Source organism: Streptococcus sp. CF8_St5-17, assembly GCF_024295665.1.
Classification (GTDB): Bacteria; Bacillota; Bacilli; order Lactobacillales; family Streptococcaceae; genus Streptococcus.
Window position 1 is genome coordinate 1 of record NZ_JANCOU010000013.1, and the last position, 15,010, is coordinate 15,010.

The window sequence follows — 15,010 nt, forward strand, 5'->3', positions numbered from 1 at the left end:
AATCCCGACCTCACTTTTTATTTTAATCGATAAATAGTGATAACTTCCTTTTGAGGAATCCGTTTAAAACCAACTTCCTCTAAGCTATGACAATATTTCGATAAGAAACTATCACTCGTACATGATTTGCCTGGGCATAGAGTCTCAACGAGGGCTAACCCATCATCCACTGTGAACTCATCCTCTAGTAGATAAAGGAAACGAGGGTCATAGTCGATAGCTTTTTTAATTTTCTTGATGGATGTTTGAATAATGGATAAGTGGTCAAATGCAAAGTCCTTCTCTTCCAGTTCTTTTCCATCCAAATAACACTTACCTGTGTGAAAATCAACATCTACAAGAAGGACTTCTTTTGCATCATCTCCTGCCTTAGCCAGGTCAAACGCTCGACCAGGTAGGTAAACCAAGTGGGCAATGGTAACTGTCCAACCCCTGGGATCACGACCAGGAGTAGATACTGTCACTAGCTGCTCAATCTTTTCCAGTGGAAGCTCAAGATTGATTTCTTCTTTTACCTCACGCTGGCAAGCATGGGCAGCATCTTCCCCTTCATCCATAAAACCACCAACTAGCGCTAAGCAATTTTGAAAAGGGTGTGCCTTCCGACGAATCAGAAAGAGCTTCATTTTCCCTTCTACAAAGCAATAGGCTACCATGTCCACAGTCACACTTGGCTTTTCATACTGAGGGAGTTCTTGCTGGTGATACCACTCAAGAAACTCCTCCTGGCTTGCATGAACTTCAAAATACTCTTTTTCTGTCATCCCGGTTGGAATTTTCTGATTCATCATCTTCTACTTCCTTTCTGCATTGATGGCAATGAAGGGTTTCTCTCTACTGTAACTGGAGTATCCTAGTTCTTGTTTTTATACAATGTCAAACTTCAATTGACCAGCTTTGACGCCAATCTTCAGTGTCTTACCTTCTTTCAGTTCACCTGTAAGAAGGAGTTCTGCTAGTTTGTCTTCTACTTCTGTTTGCAGAGTTCTGCGCAGTGGACGAGCCCCCATCTCTGGATCATAGCCTTGCTGAGCTAGAAGCTTCAGGGCAGATGCTTGGAGTTTCAAGTCAATTCCTTTTTCTGCCAGGCTTGCAATCAGTGGTTTGACCATAATCTTAACCACTTCCTGCATATCTTGACTTGACAAGCTATGGAAGACCACTTTTTCATCAATACGGTTGATGAACTCTGGACGATATGTCTTTTTCAACTCTTCAAACATTCGTTTTTCCATATTTTCCTGATCAAAACGAATATCCTTAGCTCCAAAACCGACTGTCTTGTCATCACGAAGAGCTGTCGCACCAAGGTTCGACGTCATGATAATGATGGTATTTGAAAAATCAACCTTACGGCCTTTACTGTCCGTCAAGACACCATCATCTAAGACCTGCAAGAGAACATTAAAGATATCTGGGTGAGCCTTTTCTACCTCGTCAAAAAGCAAGACTGAATATGGTTTATTGCGGACCTTCTCAGTCAACTCTCCACCTTCTTCATAGCCTACATAACCTGGAGGAGCTCCGTTGAGACGGCTAGCTGCAAATTTCTCCATGTACTCACTCATATCAAAGCGGATAAGGGCAGATTCGTCATCAAAGAGGACTTCTGCCAAAGCCTTAGCCAATTCAGTTTTACCAACACCAGTTGGTCCTAAGAACATAAAGGATCCAATTGGACGTTTGTTATTGCGAATACCTGATTGATTTCGGCGAATGGCACGACTGATACTAGATACTGCTTGTTCTTGCTCAATCACACGCTTGTGGAGTTCAGCTTCAAGATTGAGATACTTCTTAGCATCTGTTTGCGTCAATTTTTGAACTGGAATGCCTGACAAGCGACTCAAGGTTGTCAAAATATCAGATTCTTTTACGACATCTTTGTAAACAGGGGTTACCTGCTCTTTTGAAATGAGCTGCGCTGCTTGCTTCCATTTGCCATCCATCAAGGCCTTGTCAGCTGCTGTTAAACCTGACTCATCTGATTTCACATGTTTCGATTTGTTTTGGACTGTCGCTGCTGCTTCATCCAAAAGGTCAATCGCTGAGTCTGGCAAGTGACGGCTTGTCAAATAGCGATGCGCCATTTTAACAGCTGTTTCTACAGCATCGTCTGTAATTTGGACATGGTGGTGCTTCTCATAAGTTGCTTTCAAGCCCTGTAAGATAGCCATACTGTCAGCCACGCTCGGCTCCTCAATCATCACTTTTGCAAAGCGACGAGAAAGGGCTGCGTCTTTTTCGATGTGTTTTTGGTATTCTTCCTGAGTGGTGGCACCAACCGTTCTCAAAGTTCCACGCGCCAAGGCTGGCTTCAAGATATTGGCTGCATCCAAGGTCGAATCAATCCCGCTCCCTGAACCCATGATGGTATGGAGCTCATCTATAAAGAGAATAACCTGACCATCTTCCTCAATGTCTTTAATGATGTTGTTCATGCGCTCTTCAAAATCACCACGGAAACGTGTCCCTGCAACCACATTCATCAAATCGAGTTCTAAGACTCGCATCTTAGCCATTTCAACCGGTACATCTCCACTAGCAATTCGCTGAGCTAGTCCAAGTGCTAGAGCTGTTTTACCAACACCTGCGTCACCAACTAGTACAGGATTATTCTTTGTCTTCCGGCTCAAAATTTGAATCATACGAGAGATTTCTTGATCACGTCCGATAACTGGCTCCAATTTGCCTGAACGAGCTTGCTCTGTGAGATCATGAGTGTAATCTTCCAAACCACCACTTGGAGTTTGAGGCATGCCCATCATATTAGCCATGGAGTTTTGCTTATCTGCTACTGAGCGATGGCGCTGACGTAGAGCCTTCAAATCTTCCTTTGTCCAACCAGCACGCGCTTCAAGGCTACGACGAAGTCCAGCAATCTTGACTTGGTCCTTCTGGTCTTCATAAGAAAATCCTGCTTTTTCCAAAATGCGAGTAGCTAAAGCATTGCCGTCATGCAAGATTGCGTAGAGAAGGTGCTCAGTTCCCAATGCTTTTGCATGTACAACGGAGGCAACATGTTCCGCCTCCAACATCAAGACGTTTAAACGATAGGAAAAAGGGAGTTCCTTGTAATCTTCCTTGTGGTTAAAGTTTGCCTCTGTTAATTCAACAGCTACCTCCTCTAAACGATCAATTTCATATGGAAACTCGTTCAAAGTTGCTCCAGCAACACTGTAGCTATGATTAGCCATAGCAATCAGTAGGTGCCAAGACTCCAGGTAGTCTGCTCCAAAGCGACTCGCCACTAGAAAGGCACTGTCTATACATTCTCTCAATGCTTTTGAATATTCCATTAAATTTTATTTTCCTTTTCTATCTACTTCATGCAATATCTGACGAAGCATATTCGCACGAATATAATCAGCTTCCTCGCCCAAAACACGATCTGAGGCCGTTGCAACTAACAGATTCATCTCCTGACGAGTCAAGAGTTCTTGTTCAAGTAAAAGTTTTAAAACATCTTCAAAGATAACTTGGCTGACTTCTTCACCCACTGAATACAACAAATCGCGGAGCATATCATGATGGTTAGAAAATTCAATTCGACCAATGCGAATATAACCCCCACCACCACGTTTACTCTCAACTAGATATCCTCTACTCTCTGTAAAACGAGTTTTAATCACATAGTTAATCTGGCTAGGTACCACTTGAAAGGTATCCGCTAGCTGGCTTCGTTGCAATTCTACGATACCAGATTGTTCTAAAATTGCCTTGATATAGGCTTCAATATGATCCGATGTATTTTTAAATTTCATAGCTTGCTACCTCCTTCTTAAACTTTGACTATCTTTGACTATACTATCATTTACGACTCTATAAGTCAAACTTTTAGGGCTTAATCCTTGAAAATACTGACTTTTAAAATTGCTCCCGATAGCAAACTATGCCTTATTCCATTCTCTATTCTACACTTATGTTATAATAACAAAATTACACCTAGCTTTCAAATCCTTTGAAAGTATGTTATTTATCATCAAATCTAAGAAATATTTCGTAAAGTCTAGAAAAAAACTTCGGTATCATTAATGGTATACCGAAGTTTTTTGTAGTGTGAATTTTTCACAGTTTTTTCTACTATAGTTCATATTCTATCCGAGAAAAAATCTCTCCAGTAAGGATTTTCTCTATCAAAAATTCTAACTTCTTCTTCAGTCATATTGTGAGGATAATCACGAAAAAGGTTATAAATTTTTTTCTGGTCAAAGCTGAATAATATTTCTCCTCTAACATCTATCTTATCAATCCACCAAACTTTTGACTCTTCACTATCTTTGTAAAAATCACTGTACCCTTCAAGATTAGACTCCGAAGTAATGAGTTCATCTATTTCATCAGATGAGTCTGTTTTGTTATAGTCATTTAGTTCATTATTTAACATCATTCATGCTCTTTCTATCATCTATTGCAATAATGTGTCCATATTTTTTATTTTAAGATATTTGTAGAAAAACTTCATCCCATATATCTACTAAACTTTTACCATCAAAAACTTTAGCTTCCATAGCTTCATCAATTGTATCAAACTTCTGACCTTCATAATCATAACCAGCTACACAAATGCTAGATAAGAAACAAGCACCTCGGCCATTAACATTAAATTCAAGATCTGTGTCTAAATATTTTTTAATTTCATCTTTTTTCATCATAACACCATAAGTCAATTATATCACTTTTTATCTATCAGAATTTCCATTTATAGACAAAAAAGAGATGGCAAAGTATCAACCTCACCAACTCTCTATATTTCTAATTATTCAAGCCCAATTCCTCTAAAATTTTCCGTTTATAGGCAATTTTTTGAACTTCCTTGTCTTCAGTTTCAGACCAGTCGAGTTTGACTTCAGAAACAATCTGTCCCGGGCGATTTTTCAAGATATAAATCCGATCACTAAGGTTAAGGGCCTCCTCGATACTATGGGTGATGATAAGTGTCGTCAGGCCTAGCTGTTTATGAATATCAAGATACCAGGCATGAAGTTCCATTTTGGTCATCTCATCCAAGGCACTAAATGCCTCGTCTAGAAGAAAAAGCTTATGTCCGAAAAGATAGGTACGAAGTAAAGCCACACGCTGGCGCATCCCACCACTGAGTTCATGAGGGTACTTATCCCTTACAGCCGTCAACTGAAAGGTAGCAAGAATTTCATCTGCTTTGGCAATAGCTTCTGCCTTATCTACCTTTTGAATTAAGAGGGGCAAGATGATATTTCCTAGCACCGTCTTATGTTCCAAAAGCAGATCCTTTTGTAACATATAGCTCACGCGCCCCTTAGGATTTTCCTCTCCGTCAAGAATGATTCGTCCTGACTGGACTTCTAAAATGCCTGCAATCAGGTTAAAGAGGGTTGTCTTTCCTACACCACTGGGGCCTAGGATAGAGACAACTTCACCTGAAGTCACTTGCAGGTTAATATCCTTTAAAATCTTTTCATCATCGTAGGCATAGCTTACGTGTTCTAGTCTAATTTCTGTCATTATTTTACAAATTCGTTGGTAAATCCTTTATCAGTCAAGTCTTCCTTGAGGATTCCATTTTCCTTATCCCATTTGTAGAAGGCATTCCAGCGATCGGCATCAAATTGTCCCCATTTTTCCTTGTCACTTGCATATTCTTTTGACAAGTATTTCTGAGATTCGATGACAAAGTCACGTTTATCTTTGAGTTCAGGTGCATTTTTGATGAGGATATCTGCAGCTTCTTCTGGGTGCTCCATGGCATATTGGTAGCCTTTTTTGATGGCTTGGATAACTTTACGAGCTTCTTCTTTATTGTCTTTCAGATAATCGTTGTTAGCGATGATAACTGGTGAGTAGTAGTCAAACTCTTTTACATAGTCTTTCAAATACATAAAGTTTGCATCCACACCTTGAGATTTGGCAAGGATTCCATCCCAACCATAATAAATCCAAGCAGAGTCAAATACGCCGTTGGCAATCGGTGTGATAGAGTTTGAGTCGTTATTTGGTACTTTTTCAACCTTCTCAAAGTCTCCACCTTGAGATTCTACCAAGGTTTTCAACATAGCAAGCTCAGTCGGGTCATTCCAGGTTCCGTATTTCTTACCAACCAAATCTTTTGGACTATTGATATTGTCAGACTTACGAGAGATAATTCCTGATGTATTGTGTTCTACAATCGCTGCAACGGCAGTAATGCCTGCCCCTTTTTCCAATTTCTTAGCCATATAGTCTTGGAAATAGATAGCGAATGGCGCCTTACCGTTGATTACTAAATCAGATGAACTCTCTTCTGGTGGCAATTTCAAATCAACGTCCACTCCAGCTTCCTTGAAATAGCCTTTTTCCTTAGCTACATAAAGTCCTGTGTGGTTGGTATTTGGTGTCCAGTCTAGGATAAAGTCAATTTTTTTGAGTTCTGCTTCTTTGTTATCCTTAGAAGCAGTTCCTTGACCACAAGCCACAAGCACGACAGCTACAAGAGCTGTTACAATCGTTAAAAACACTTTCCATTTTTTCTTCATTTTTATTTCCTCTTTTCTTTTTCTCAAACGTTATTGTTCTATGAACGTTTCCATTTAATCACATATTTTTCACTGACATCGACCAACTTCATACCCAGAAGGCTGATAAGCGATACCAGAATAATAATCGCAAACATGGTATCATACTGAAACAGTTTCTTGGACTGAATCATGTAGACACCAAGTCCTTCAAAGCCTCCCAACCACTCGGATACAACTGTTGTGATAAAGGCGTAGGAGACACTGACCCTCAATCCTGCATAAAAGTAGGGCAGGCTGACAGGGATTTTAAAATGCCAAAGGATTTGCCAAGGATTTGCTCGCATCAAACTAAACAAGGTCAGCATGTCCTTGTCACAATGCCTAAATCCATCCAAAATACTGACGATGATAGGAAAAGTTGTCGTCAAGATAATCAAGACAATCTTGGGCAAGATTCCATAACCAAGCCACAAAACCAGAATAGGCGCTATGGCAATGGTCGGTATGGTCTGGACAACCACCATCATTGGGTAAATCAGGTCATTTAACCAGCCCAGACTATCCATAAGGACGGCCATGATACAGGCTATCAAGACACCCAAGACCAAACCTAACAAGGCTACTCTCAAGGTTGCCCAGCTGTGGTACCAGAGAAATTCTCTGTCACGAACAAAAGACTGAAGGATTTCAAGTGGTGTCGGCAAGATAAACTTTGGTAAGAGTTTTAACAAACCCGCTACCTGCCAAAGAGATAAGACACCCAAAAATCCTAGCAGACTAATGTGCCGTCTCATTATATTTTTCAAGTTTCTCATCGATGCTTAAAATCTCTCCTACATTTATTTTCACATTGGCAAAAACATTGTCTGCCCCTTGACCTGCCACTTCTAATGCTTCTTTGAGAATGCGCATGAGTTGATCAAAGTCTCCCTCTAAGACCGTTTCAAAGGGTGTCACTACCATAGTCACTCCTTGAGCTTGCAGATAAGCAATGACTTGATCAATAACAGCTATGCGGTCAATCCCTTGTGACAGGGGTAGGACTTGTAAAGCAATGCTTGCTTTCATTAAAACCTCCTTCTAAGTTACAGTTTTTCTTTGAAAAAAAGAAAAACCTCTTTCATATATGAAAAAGGTGCAAAATTAGGCCAAGTATCGTTCCCTACGCTGGCATTACCCAGATCAGGTGCGGTCGAAGTTTAACACTTCCTCTCAGACTGTACACAGACTCCCATATATTATATGGACATATGATAACGAAAAATAAATAAGATGTCAAGGAAACTGCTTACAGAAAAAGAGACGAAAAACCGTCTCTTTCAATTAAAGCATAGGTGCAAATAACTGTGTTACTTCTTTAATCATCATTTGATACCATGTAGGATTTATGGTATCCGAGAAGATTTCTTGAGATTGTTCAAAAATTTCTTCAAAATCTTTGCGAATATCCGCGATTGACTCTGTTTTGTAGAGTAGTACTGCATTTTCATAGTGGTGGACCAAGCTACGATAATCCAAGTTAATCGTACCCACAGCCGCAAATCGATCATCAACAATCATTTGCTTACTATGGATAAAACCAGGTGTGTATTCAAAAATGCGAACACCCGCAGATAAAAGATCTGGATAAGCTCCCCGTGTTACAAGTTGAATGAGTTTCTTATCTGGTATGTGGGGTGTGACTATTCTCACATCTACACCTCGCATCGCCGCATTCTTTATATCCTCTGTTAAATCATAATCGATAATGAGATAAGGCGTTGTGATATAAACAAAATCCTCTGCTTGATTAATCAGATTTTGATAGACAATTTTACCCACCTTCATCTGGTAGATTGGTTTCGGTCCACTACCGTATGGGATACAAAGACCACTACCAGACCGTGTCTGATTTTCCAAATGATACTGATCAAAGTCACTGATTTCCCCACGGTTGATGTACCAGTTCATGAGAAATAGTCTGGTAAAGGCTTGAGTCGCCGGACCATCTATCCGAATTCCACTATCTTTCCAGTGTCCAAAACGTTCAATATGATTGATATATTCGTCTGCGAGGTTGATCCCACCAGTGTAGGAAATCTGCCCATCAATGACCAAGATTTTACGGTGGTCACGGTTGTTATAGGCCACTGTCATACGAGGAATCACCTTATTAAACTTATGAGCATCAATTCCTTTAGACCGCAAATAAACAGTATAATCCCCAGGCAAAGTCACCATACAACCAATATCGTCATAGAGCATCTTGACTTCAACACCCTGAGCAGCTTTTTCTTCGAGAATTTCGAGCATGCTATCCCACATCAAGCCCTCTTCGACAATATAGTATTCAAGAAAAATAAACTTTTCAGCTCTTTTAAGATCCTTCAGCATCTGTTGCCACATTTCCTCGCCACTTGCGAAAAATTGTGAATCTGTCTGGTCATAGACTTCTGCATTACTATCCATATGTAGCAAGGCATTGATAATTCCATAAGCTGATTTATCTGTCTCCTGTAGCTGCAGATGGAGTTGGCGCCCATTATTCTCATGAAATGCAATAGAATTCAATTCCTGGAGTTGTTTCAGTTCTTTTTTTGATAGCCTTCTTTCACCGAACATGAGATAAAGCAGTGGACCAAACACCGGCACAAAGGTCACAATCAACCAAGTCACCTTGCTCTCAGGAGACATGGAGCGATTGACAATCGCTATAACAGTTGCTACGCTAACCAGAAATACAAGGGAAACCCAAACAAGCGGAGCAATCTGACTCATGTAAAGAATAATGCCAAAAATAACAAATAATTCTATCAGAATTATCGCAATACTAAAGCCATACTTGGACATCAATAATCGAAATTTTCTTGTCCCCATATCTCCCTCTCAATTTCTAAGTCTACTCCCTAATTCAACGTCTGAAAACGCTTGTCACCTTCTAGTATACTTAGTTTCATAAAACTTAGCAAGCTTTTTCCTGTTTAGGCCGATACTTCTACCTATAAAATCATTTAAAAAGCAGGCAATTTACATGTGCCTGCTCTCGTTTTACAATTTCAACGCCAACATATTAACCGTCATACCAGCTGCAGTCCCCATTAAGAAGATAGTATCTCCTTCCTTCACATAGCCATGATCGAGTGCATAGGCCAAGCCAAAAGGTACCGCAACGGAAACCATATTCCCATACTCACTGACAATATTGAGATACTTGTCTTTGTTAACTCCTAATTTATCCATAACAAGTGGTAATGCTCGACTAGCTTGGTGGGGAATAATATAGTCTACAGCATCTTTAGAAATACCAGATTTCTCTTGGAATTCTTGGAACATTTCTGGAATGACACGAGCAGAAAGCAAGAGGATTTTCTTCCCTTTCATATCAAACATGAAATTGGTCTTCGTTTCTTCAGAGTACTCTTTTGGTTGATATGAAGTCAAACCTCCACGGATTTCAGTATCGTGGGCTCCCTCTGACCAAGTACGTTGAAGGCTTGCTATCACTCCCTTATCCTTGTCACTTGCTTGGAAAATAAAGGCTGCAGCTCCATCACCAAAGAGTTCATAACTTTCTTTTTGCTTTGGATTAAGGCCCAAGCTACCAACTTCACTGGATACAATCAAAACACGATGGTATTCCCCAGCTTCAATCAAATGTGACATGGTTGATAAAGCAGAGATAAAACTTGTACAAGTGGTATTAATATCCATAGCCGGGATAGAGAGCCCTTTTGCCACACGTTCATGAATCAAAGCTGCCGTACAAGGAATCGGCTGAACACCAACCGCACTAGCTGATACCAGGCAATCAATGTCTTTCATACTCAAATTTGCATTTTCAAGAGCAGCTTGGATAGCTGCTTCTGCCAAATCTAGTTGCGTTTCTTCATTTTCAACCACACGATGACGGGTCTGGTCTTTAAATTGCACCGTATTTTTTGGAAGGCAGACTCCATAACCTGCAATTTCTACATGTCTTTTTACTTCTGTCATAATTTTTTGTCCTTTCATAAACGTTGGATACGTTTGAGCTTACGACTTGTATCCCAGTGATAATCTGAAAATTGTATTTCAGGTTCTTTAAACTCTTTTTGTTGCGCCAAAAGTAGAAACTGCTCTGTAATCGCTGTTTCTACTTGCTCATCTCTTCGACTCAAACAAACTTCCACTAGCTTATCAGAATGTTGTTTGACTTGGTAATCTCCAACATTCTCCACAAAGAGAATGCAACGTCTGATAAAGTCAGGATAAATCGTTACCTGACCTCCGTCCTGTCCATCAAAATAGAAGATGTCGTCAGAACGCCCTTCGACCTTGTCAATCCTTGTGTAATGAGATCCACATGGACAAGGTTCAGGATTCTCAACCAAGATATCGTTGAGCTGGTAGCAATAAACAGGCTGACTGCTTCGTTTAAAATCCGTAATCACTGGATAAAAACGTCGTTCATCCAAGTAGTGTTTTTCTACAAATATGATATCTTCATTGAGATGAAGATTCCCAGCAGAGCAAGTGCAAGCTAGGAAACCTTCGGTTGCCTGGTAGACTTGGTCAATAATCGGCAACTCAAAAGCGCTCAAAATTCGCTCTTTATCACTATCTTCCAAGATTTCAGCCACCGAAACGATTTTTTGTGGACGAATCCTTAATTCTCCTATCTTTAGGCGCTTACTCAATTCAATCAACATAGAAGCAGGTGCCACTACAATGGTCGGTTGATAACTATTGAGACGCTCTATGTGCTCATCTGTATTCTTGAAAATATCAAAGTACTCTAAACGAATAAGTGCCGTATTGATGGTCTGATAGAGTTCATTATCCGCTCTGAGGAAAAAGGCTATGCGGTGTCCAAAAAGTTGGCCCTTGGGCAACATCTTTGCCAAGATAGCTGCTGCCCACATACTTCTCTCTTTTTCAGTTGTGATAAAAAGTCCCCGGTGTCCAGATGTTCCAGAAGACAAACCAACAGCTATTTCTCCCTTGAGCTCTGTAAAATTCCTGGTCTTTTCACTTTCGATAGCCAAATCCAAGGCCTCGTCTCGATCCACACCTTGAGTATTAAGCTCATTGAAATGCGTCATCATAAAAGCCTTATCCATATGATCAAAGTCGTTAGGTACACCATTTTTAAAATAAGGTGATTCACGTTTGAGAAAATCCATATAGGCAGCCAGTTGCTTTTTCTGATAGTTTTCTAATTCTTCTCGAGATCTAAAGTTATGAAGCCAGCGAGTTTGGATAAAAGTTTTAAGAAAGGTTATTTTTTTCATACAAAATCCGCTCAATCCTTTCTACAGGGTCATGGCTAACTAGCACTTCTATTCCATCCTTTAAAACCTCTTCCAAGAGCTCCGTTCCTTTGATATAGTCATCCTTACTATCTTGCACCAAGGAAGGAATCAGATGCATCTGTTTCGTGTAGGGTAAAAGGTCAATTCCCCAACAAAGATCTGCTGCGATAAAGAGATCATAATCTGGAATAAAGAGACAAGCTTGCCCCTTAGCATGCCCATTTATCGAAGCTACAAGGATACTTCCGTCTCCAAAAAGATCGATGGTAGGGCGATACTTAAAGTTAGCATTTTGTTGATTTGCCTTGATGACTGTCAATCTTTCCTCAAAGTCACTCGGCAAAAATTCTTTAAAAATTAAATCTTTTAGTTTTGGTTTCTTGTAAACATCATAGACTTCCTGGGTCAGGATAAAGTTTGCATTCGGAAAGAAGCTAGCCCCTCCCAAATGATCTGGATGTAGATGAGACAACAAGACATAGTTAATTTCTTCTGGCTTGATCCCTTTAGATTTCAGCATGTGCAAAATCTGATCTTTCTCCGTCATTTGAACTGGCGTCCCCAAACGGTAAAAAGCATAACGAAGTTTCGTCTTAATATCATAGTGATAGCCAGTATCATAGAGAAAATATCCTTTATCCCTGTGCTTGATAAGGAACACTCCTGCAGGGAAAGTCATCTTTCTATTCTTGACACCCTTAAAAAGCAAACCGGCATAACTCGTACAATATCCGGCTGGGAAATACTCAATGCTTTCGATAATCTTGGACATATTGTTCAATCCCTTCTGAAATACTAATTTTCGGATGATACCCCAATTCCCTCTCGGCCTTGCTAATATCCAGCGTTTGACTATAGCGAAGCAGGTAATAGGTATAGCGTGTCAGAGCTGGCTCCCCTTTAAGGTTTAAGGTCTTGTATATAAATTCTAAACTACTTGCAATTCTTGATAAGAGAGATGCTGGAATTTTTCTATATTTGATTGGATAACCCAGACCTGTCAAACTTTCCTCTAGCAAATCTCTAAAAGCCCTCGGTTCACCATTAGTAATGTTATAAACCTCACCTTTTGCTTCTGGAGCTTCCAAAGCTGAACGAATTGCTAAAGCAACATTTTCCACACAGGTCATGTCCATGAGCTGACGTCCATCTCCAATCAAAGGAATTCCAATTTTTTGACTAAGTTTAATCACCCGTGGCAAGATGCTGGTATCTCCAATCCCAAAAAGTCCACGAGGTCTCAAGATGATACTCGGAACATCTGGATAATCTTTAAAGAGTTTCTCCGAAGCCAATTTACTGCGGATATAGTTATTGAGATTATTTTCCTCTGGAGCATCACTTTCTTTGATAGCCAACTGATCCTTAGGAGCAGCATAGATGCTTGGTGAGGATACATAGACTAAACGTTGAATACCTTTTTGGCGACATGCCTCGAGAACATATTTGGTTCCTAAAACATTAGTCTGATAAAAATCTTCCCAAGGGCCCCAAACTGTTGACAGAGCTCCCGCATGAACGACCAAATCCATCCCCTTGCAAGCCTCTAGCACATCATCAGCTTTGGTCAAATCACCCTGAAAAAAACTAACCGAAGAATTCTCTAAAGAGCAACCAACCTTACTGCTTCTACCAAAAGCTCGAACCTGATAGCCATGCACGACTAATTCTTCTACAACATATTTACCCAGGAAACCTGTCGCTCCAGTTACTAAAACTGTTTTCATTTTTCCTTCTCCTTATCTTCTAGCAGACGATGGATTTCTCTCTCTAACATTTCCGTCGGATGATAAGACTGTGCTGCTTGGCGCAAAGTCTCTAATTCTGGCCAATTTTCTTTAGCTAACAGCTCCTCAAAGGCTTGTCCAATGGCCTTACTATTATCTCTTTTAGCTGAGAAAGCAACACCGGCTTCAACCCCACGAACGGCATAATCAAATTGATCATAATCATGAGGTAATATCAAAGCTGGTTTACCATAAATGATACATTGATAAAAAATCCCAGCTCCCCCGTGATGAATCACGTAATCCATCTGGGGAATGTACTCCTTATAAGGTAGATAAGAAACTACGGAAAGGTTCTCCATGAGATTTTCACATTGGAAGGTCTCTCCACCTACACCACGAGTCACAAAAAAGTGACAATCAGGATGAGCTTTTGCAAGTTGCGTAGCTTGATAAATAAGATTTTCTTTTGCCCAAGCAAGTTGTGTACCACAAGTCACTAAGACTTTCTTTTGATTAGAAAAGGTTGATAAATCTAACGGATAGTCCTTTCCAGCCTCTACTGAAGCTCCTGAAGGCCCCACCCACTTGTAATGTTTTGGAAATCCTTTTTTTAACTCCACTTCTTTCATACCAATACCAAGAATTGAATATGGAGAATATATGGTCTCTTGACCGAGTTGATTATACAATTTAAAATTATATCTTTTTAAGCGATTCCGAAGCAGAAAAGATACAATTCGTTTCACTAAACGAGTTGCTTTTCTACCTAGGAATTGGACCGAAACTTGCCAACCATTCTTGGAACTTCCCAGTCCACCAAAGAAACAAGGAGGACCATCTGTCGTTTCAATCGCAAACTGGGTAGCCATAGTTGATATCCACGGAATTCCAAGTTGATTAGCTACTAAACCACCTGACAAGGTTATAAAATCAGCTACGACAATATCTGGCCGATCCTTGCTCCACTCATCAAATAATTGATCTGAAACTAAGTTAATTAAATCAATACTTGAAGAAAGTTGATGATAGGCCGATAAAATTCCTAATTGCTGATCATTATTTGCAGCACATTCAAAATCCTCAATGTGATTTTCTAGTATGGGAACTACATGAAAACCAGCAGCTTGACAAACAGCTTTCTTTTGAGGACCTGTAAACAAACGAATCTTATACTTAGGATTGTTAAGTAGAGGTGCTAATAAATTCATTGTTGGGTACAAATGACCACTTAAAGGGACAACCACAACATCAATATTGATTCTTTTCATATGTCTAGAATACCAAAAATTAAAAAAAAGAACTATCGATAAGATAATTCTTTACTTATTTATTAGTTTTGACATAAAAAGGTAACGAAACATTTAAGAAAGTGCAATGTGAATTTACAGATAATAATGATAAAAATCAAATATAAAAATAAAAAAAAGGCAACTGCCTCAATTTAAGTATTGACCAATCGGGAAGACAGGATTCGAACCTGCGACACCTTGGTCCCAAACCAAGTACTCTACCAAGCTGAGCTACTTCCCGAGTTAAA

15 protein-coding genes, 1 tRNA gene and 1 riboswitch are annotated in these 15,010 nt (G+C 39.8%); all 16 genes read right to left on the reverse strand.

Annotated elements, in window-relative coordinates; translation table 11 throughout:
• Positions 1–17 precede the first annotated feature (17 nt).
• Positions 18–791 (reverse strand): NUDIX hydrolase, encoded by a 774-nt coding sequence (locus NMM19_RS08160; RefSeq protein WP_178895546.1) that lies wholly within the window; start codon positions 789–791, stop codon positions 18–20.
• 75 nt (positions 792–866) lie between these two features.
• A complete protein-coding gene (locus NMM19_RS08165; RefSeq protein ID WP_178895547.1) occupies positions 867–3,299 on the reverse strand; it encodes an ATP-dependent Clp protease ATP-binding subunit in 2,433 nt (810 codons plus the stop codon).
• 6 nt (positions 3,300–3,305) lie between these two features.
• Entirely contained in the window at positions 3,306–3,764 is a 459-nt protein-coding gene (locus NMM19_RS08170) for a CtsR family transcriptional regulator (RefSeq protein ID WP_178895548.1), read from the reverse strand.
• A 326-nt stretch (positions 3,765–4,090) separates the two neighbouring features.
• Entirely contained in the window at positions 4,091–4,390 is a 300-nt protein-coding gene (locus tag NMM19_RS08175; protein ID WP_178895549.1) for a hypothetical protein, read from the reverse strand.
• Between the two features lie 49 nt (positions 4,391–4,439).
• A complete protein-coding gene (locus NMM19_RS08180) occupies positions 4,440–4,652 on the reverse strand; it encodes a hypothetical protein (protein WP_178895550.1) in 213 nt (70 codons plus the stop codon).
• Positions 4,653–4,755: 103 nt separating this feature from the next.
• Positions 4,756–5,484, reverse strand: coding sequence for an ABC transporter ATP-binding protein (locus NMM19_RS08185; protein ID WP_254730852.1), 729 nt, complete (start codon positions 5,482–5,484; stop codon positions 4,756–4,758).
• A complete protein-coding gene (locus NMM19_RS08190) occupies positions 5,484–6,491 on the reverse strand; it encodes an ABC transporter substrate-binding protein (protein ID WP_178895552.1) in 1,008 nt (335 codons plus the stop codon). Before NMM19_RS08190 ends, NMM19_RS08185 begins: the two co-directional genes overlap by 1 nt.
• A 38-nt stretch (positions 6,492–6,529) precedes the next feature.
• Positions 6,530–7,288, reverse strand: a complete 759-nt coding sequence (locus tag NMM19_RS08195) for an ABC transporter permease (protein ID WP_178895553.1) — start codon at positions 7,286–7,288, stop codon at positions 6,530–6,532.
• Positions 7,251–7,541, reverse strand: a complete 291-nt coding sequence (locus tag NMM19_RS08200; protein WP_178895554.1) for an MTH1187 family thiamine-binding protein — start codon at positions 7,539–7,541, stop codon at positions 7,251–7,253. Before NMM19_RS08200 ends, NMM19_RS08195 begins: the two co-directional genes overlap by 38 nt.
• Positions 7,542–7,615: 74 nt before the next feature.
• Positions 7,616–7,718: riboswitch (TPP riboswitch) on the reverse strand.
• 78 nt (positions 7,719–7,796) lie between these two features.
• Positions 7,797–9,329, reverse strand: coding sequence for a cardiolipin synthase (gene cls, locus NMM19_RS08205; protein ID WP_045613720.1), 1,533 nt, complete (start codon positions 9,327–9,329; stop codon positions 7,797–7,799).
• A 171-nt stretch (positions 9,330–9,500) separates the two neighbouring features.
• On the reverse strand, positions 9,501–10,445 hold the full coding sequence (locus tag NMM19_RS08210) for a 3-oxoacyl-[acyl-carrier-protein] synthase III C-terminal domain-containing protein (RefSeq protein WP_178895555.1): 945 nt from the start codon (positions 10,443–10,445) through the stop codon (positions 9,501–9,503).
• A 14-nt stretch (positions 10,446–10,459) separates the two neighbouring features.
• Complete coding sequence (locus tag NMM19_RS08215; RefSeq protein WP_049495448.1) at positions 10,460–11,722, reverse strand: F390 synthetase-related protein; 1,263 nt, start codon at positions 11,720–11,722, stop codon at positions 10,460–10,462.
• Positions 11,700–12,515, reverse strand: a complete 816-nt coding sequence (locus NMM19_RS08220; protein ID WP_178895556.1) for an MBL fold metallo-hydrolase — start codon at positions 12,513–12,515, stop codon at positions 11,700–11,702. Before NMM19_RS08220 ends, NMM19_RS08215 begins: the two co-directional genes overlap by 23 nt.
• Positions 12,490–13,470: an NAD(P)-dependent oxidoreductase gene (locus NMM19_RS08225; protein ID WP_178895557.1), complete on the reverse strand. Its 981-nt coding sequence runs from the start codon at positions 13,468–13,470 to the stop codon at positions 12,490–12,492. Before NMM19_RS08225 ends, NMM19_RS08220 begins: the two co-directional genes overlap by 26 nt.
• Positions 13,467–14,741, reverse strand: a complete 1,275-nt coding sequence (locus tag NMM19_RS08230) for a glycosyltransferase (RefSeq protein ID WP_178895558.1) — start codon at positions 14,739–14,741, stop codon at positions 13,467–13,469. The genes NMM19_RS08225 and NMM19_RS08230 overlap by 4 nt, the downstream gene beginning before the upstream one ends.
• A 188-nt stretch (positions 14,742–14,929) precedes the next feature.
• Positions 14,930–15,003, reverse strand: a tRNA-Pro gene (locus NMM19_RS08235).
• Between the last annotated feature and the right edge of the window lie 7 nt (positions 15,004–15,010).

What these genes read in the sequence shown, in the direction of transcription:
- NMM19_RS08160 (WP_178895546.1), bottom strand. Translation starts at nt 791, where the DNA reads ATGATGAATCAGAAAATTCCAACCGGGATGACAGAAAAAGAGTATTTT.
- NMM19_RS08165 (WP_178895547.1), bottom strand. Translation starts at nt 3,299, where the DNA reads ATGGAATATTCAAAAGCATTGAGAGAATGTATAGACAGTGCCTTTCTA.
- NMM19_RS08170 (WP_178895548.1), bottom strand. Translation starts at nt 3,764, where the DNA reads ATGAAATTTAAAAATACATCGGATCATATTGAAGCCTATATCAAGGCA.
- NMM19_RS08175 (WP_178895549.1), bottom strand. Translation starts at nt 4,390, where the DNA reads ATGATGTTAAATAATGAACTAAATGACTATAACAAAACAGACTCATCT.
- NMM19_RS08180 (WP_178895550.1), bottom strand. Translation starts at nt 4,652, where the DNA reads ATGAAAAAAGATGAAATTAAAAAATATTTAGACACAGATCTTGAATTT.
- NMM19_RS08185 (WP_254730852.1), bottom strand. Translation starts at nt 5,484, where the DNA reads ATGACAGAAATTAGACTAGAACACGTAAGCTATGCCTACGATGATGAA.
- NMM19_RS08190 (WP_178895552.1), bottom strand. Translation starts at nt 6,491, where the DNA reads ATGAAGAAAAAATGGAAAGTGTTTTTAACGATTGTAACAGCTCTTGTA.
- NMM19_RS08195 (WP_178895553.1), bottom strand. Translation starts at nt 7,288, where the DNA reads ATGAGAAACTTGAAAAATATAATGAGACGGCACATTAGTCTGCTAGGA.
- NMM19_RS08200 (WP_178895554.1), bottom strand. Translation starts at nt 7,541, where the DNA reads ATGAAAGCAAGCATTGCTTTACAAGTCCTACCCCTGTCACAAGGGATT.
- cls (WP_045613720.1), bottom strand. Translation starts at nt 9,329, where the DNA reads ATGGGGACAAGAAAATTTCGATTATTGATGTCCAAGTATGGCTTTAGT.
- NMM19_RS08210 (WP_178895555.1), bottom strand. Translation starts at nt 10,445, where the DNA reads ATGACAGAAGTAAAAAGACATGTAGAAATTGCAGGTTATGGAGTCTGC.
- NMM19_RS08215 (WP_049495448.1), bottom strand. Translation starts at nt 11,722, where the DNA reads ATGAAAAAAATAACCTTTCTTAAAACTTTTATCCAAACTCGCTGGCTT.
- NMM19_RS08220 (WP_178895556.1), bottom strand. Translation starts at nt 12,515, where the DNA reads ATGTCCAAGATTATCGAAAGCATTGAGTATTTCCCAGCCGGATATTGT.
- NMM19_RS08225 (WP_178895557.1), bottom strand. Translation starts at nt 13,470, where the DNA reads ATGAAAACAGTTTTAGTAACTGGAGCGACAGGTTTCCTGGGTAAATAT.
- NMM19_RS08230 (WP_178895558.1), bottom strand. Translation starts at nt 14,741, where the DNA reads ATGAAAAGAATCAATATTGATGTTGTGGTTGTCCCTTTAAGTGGTCAT.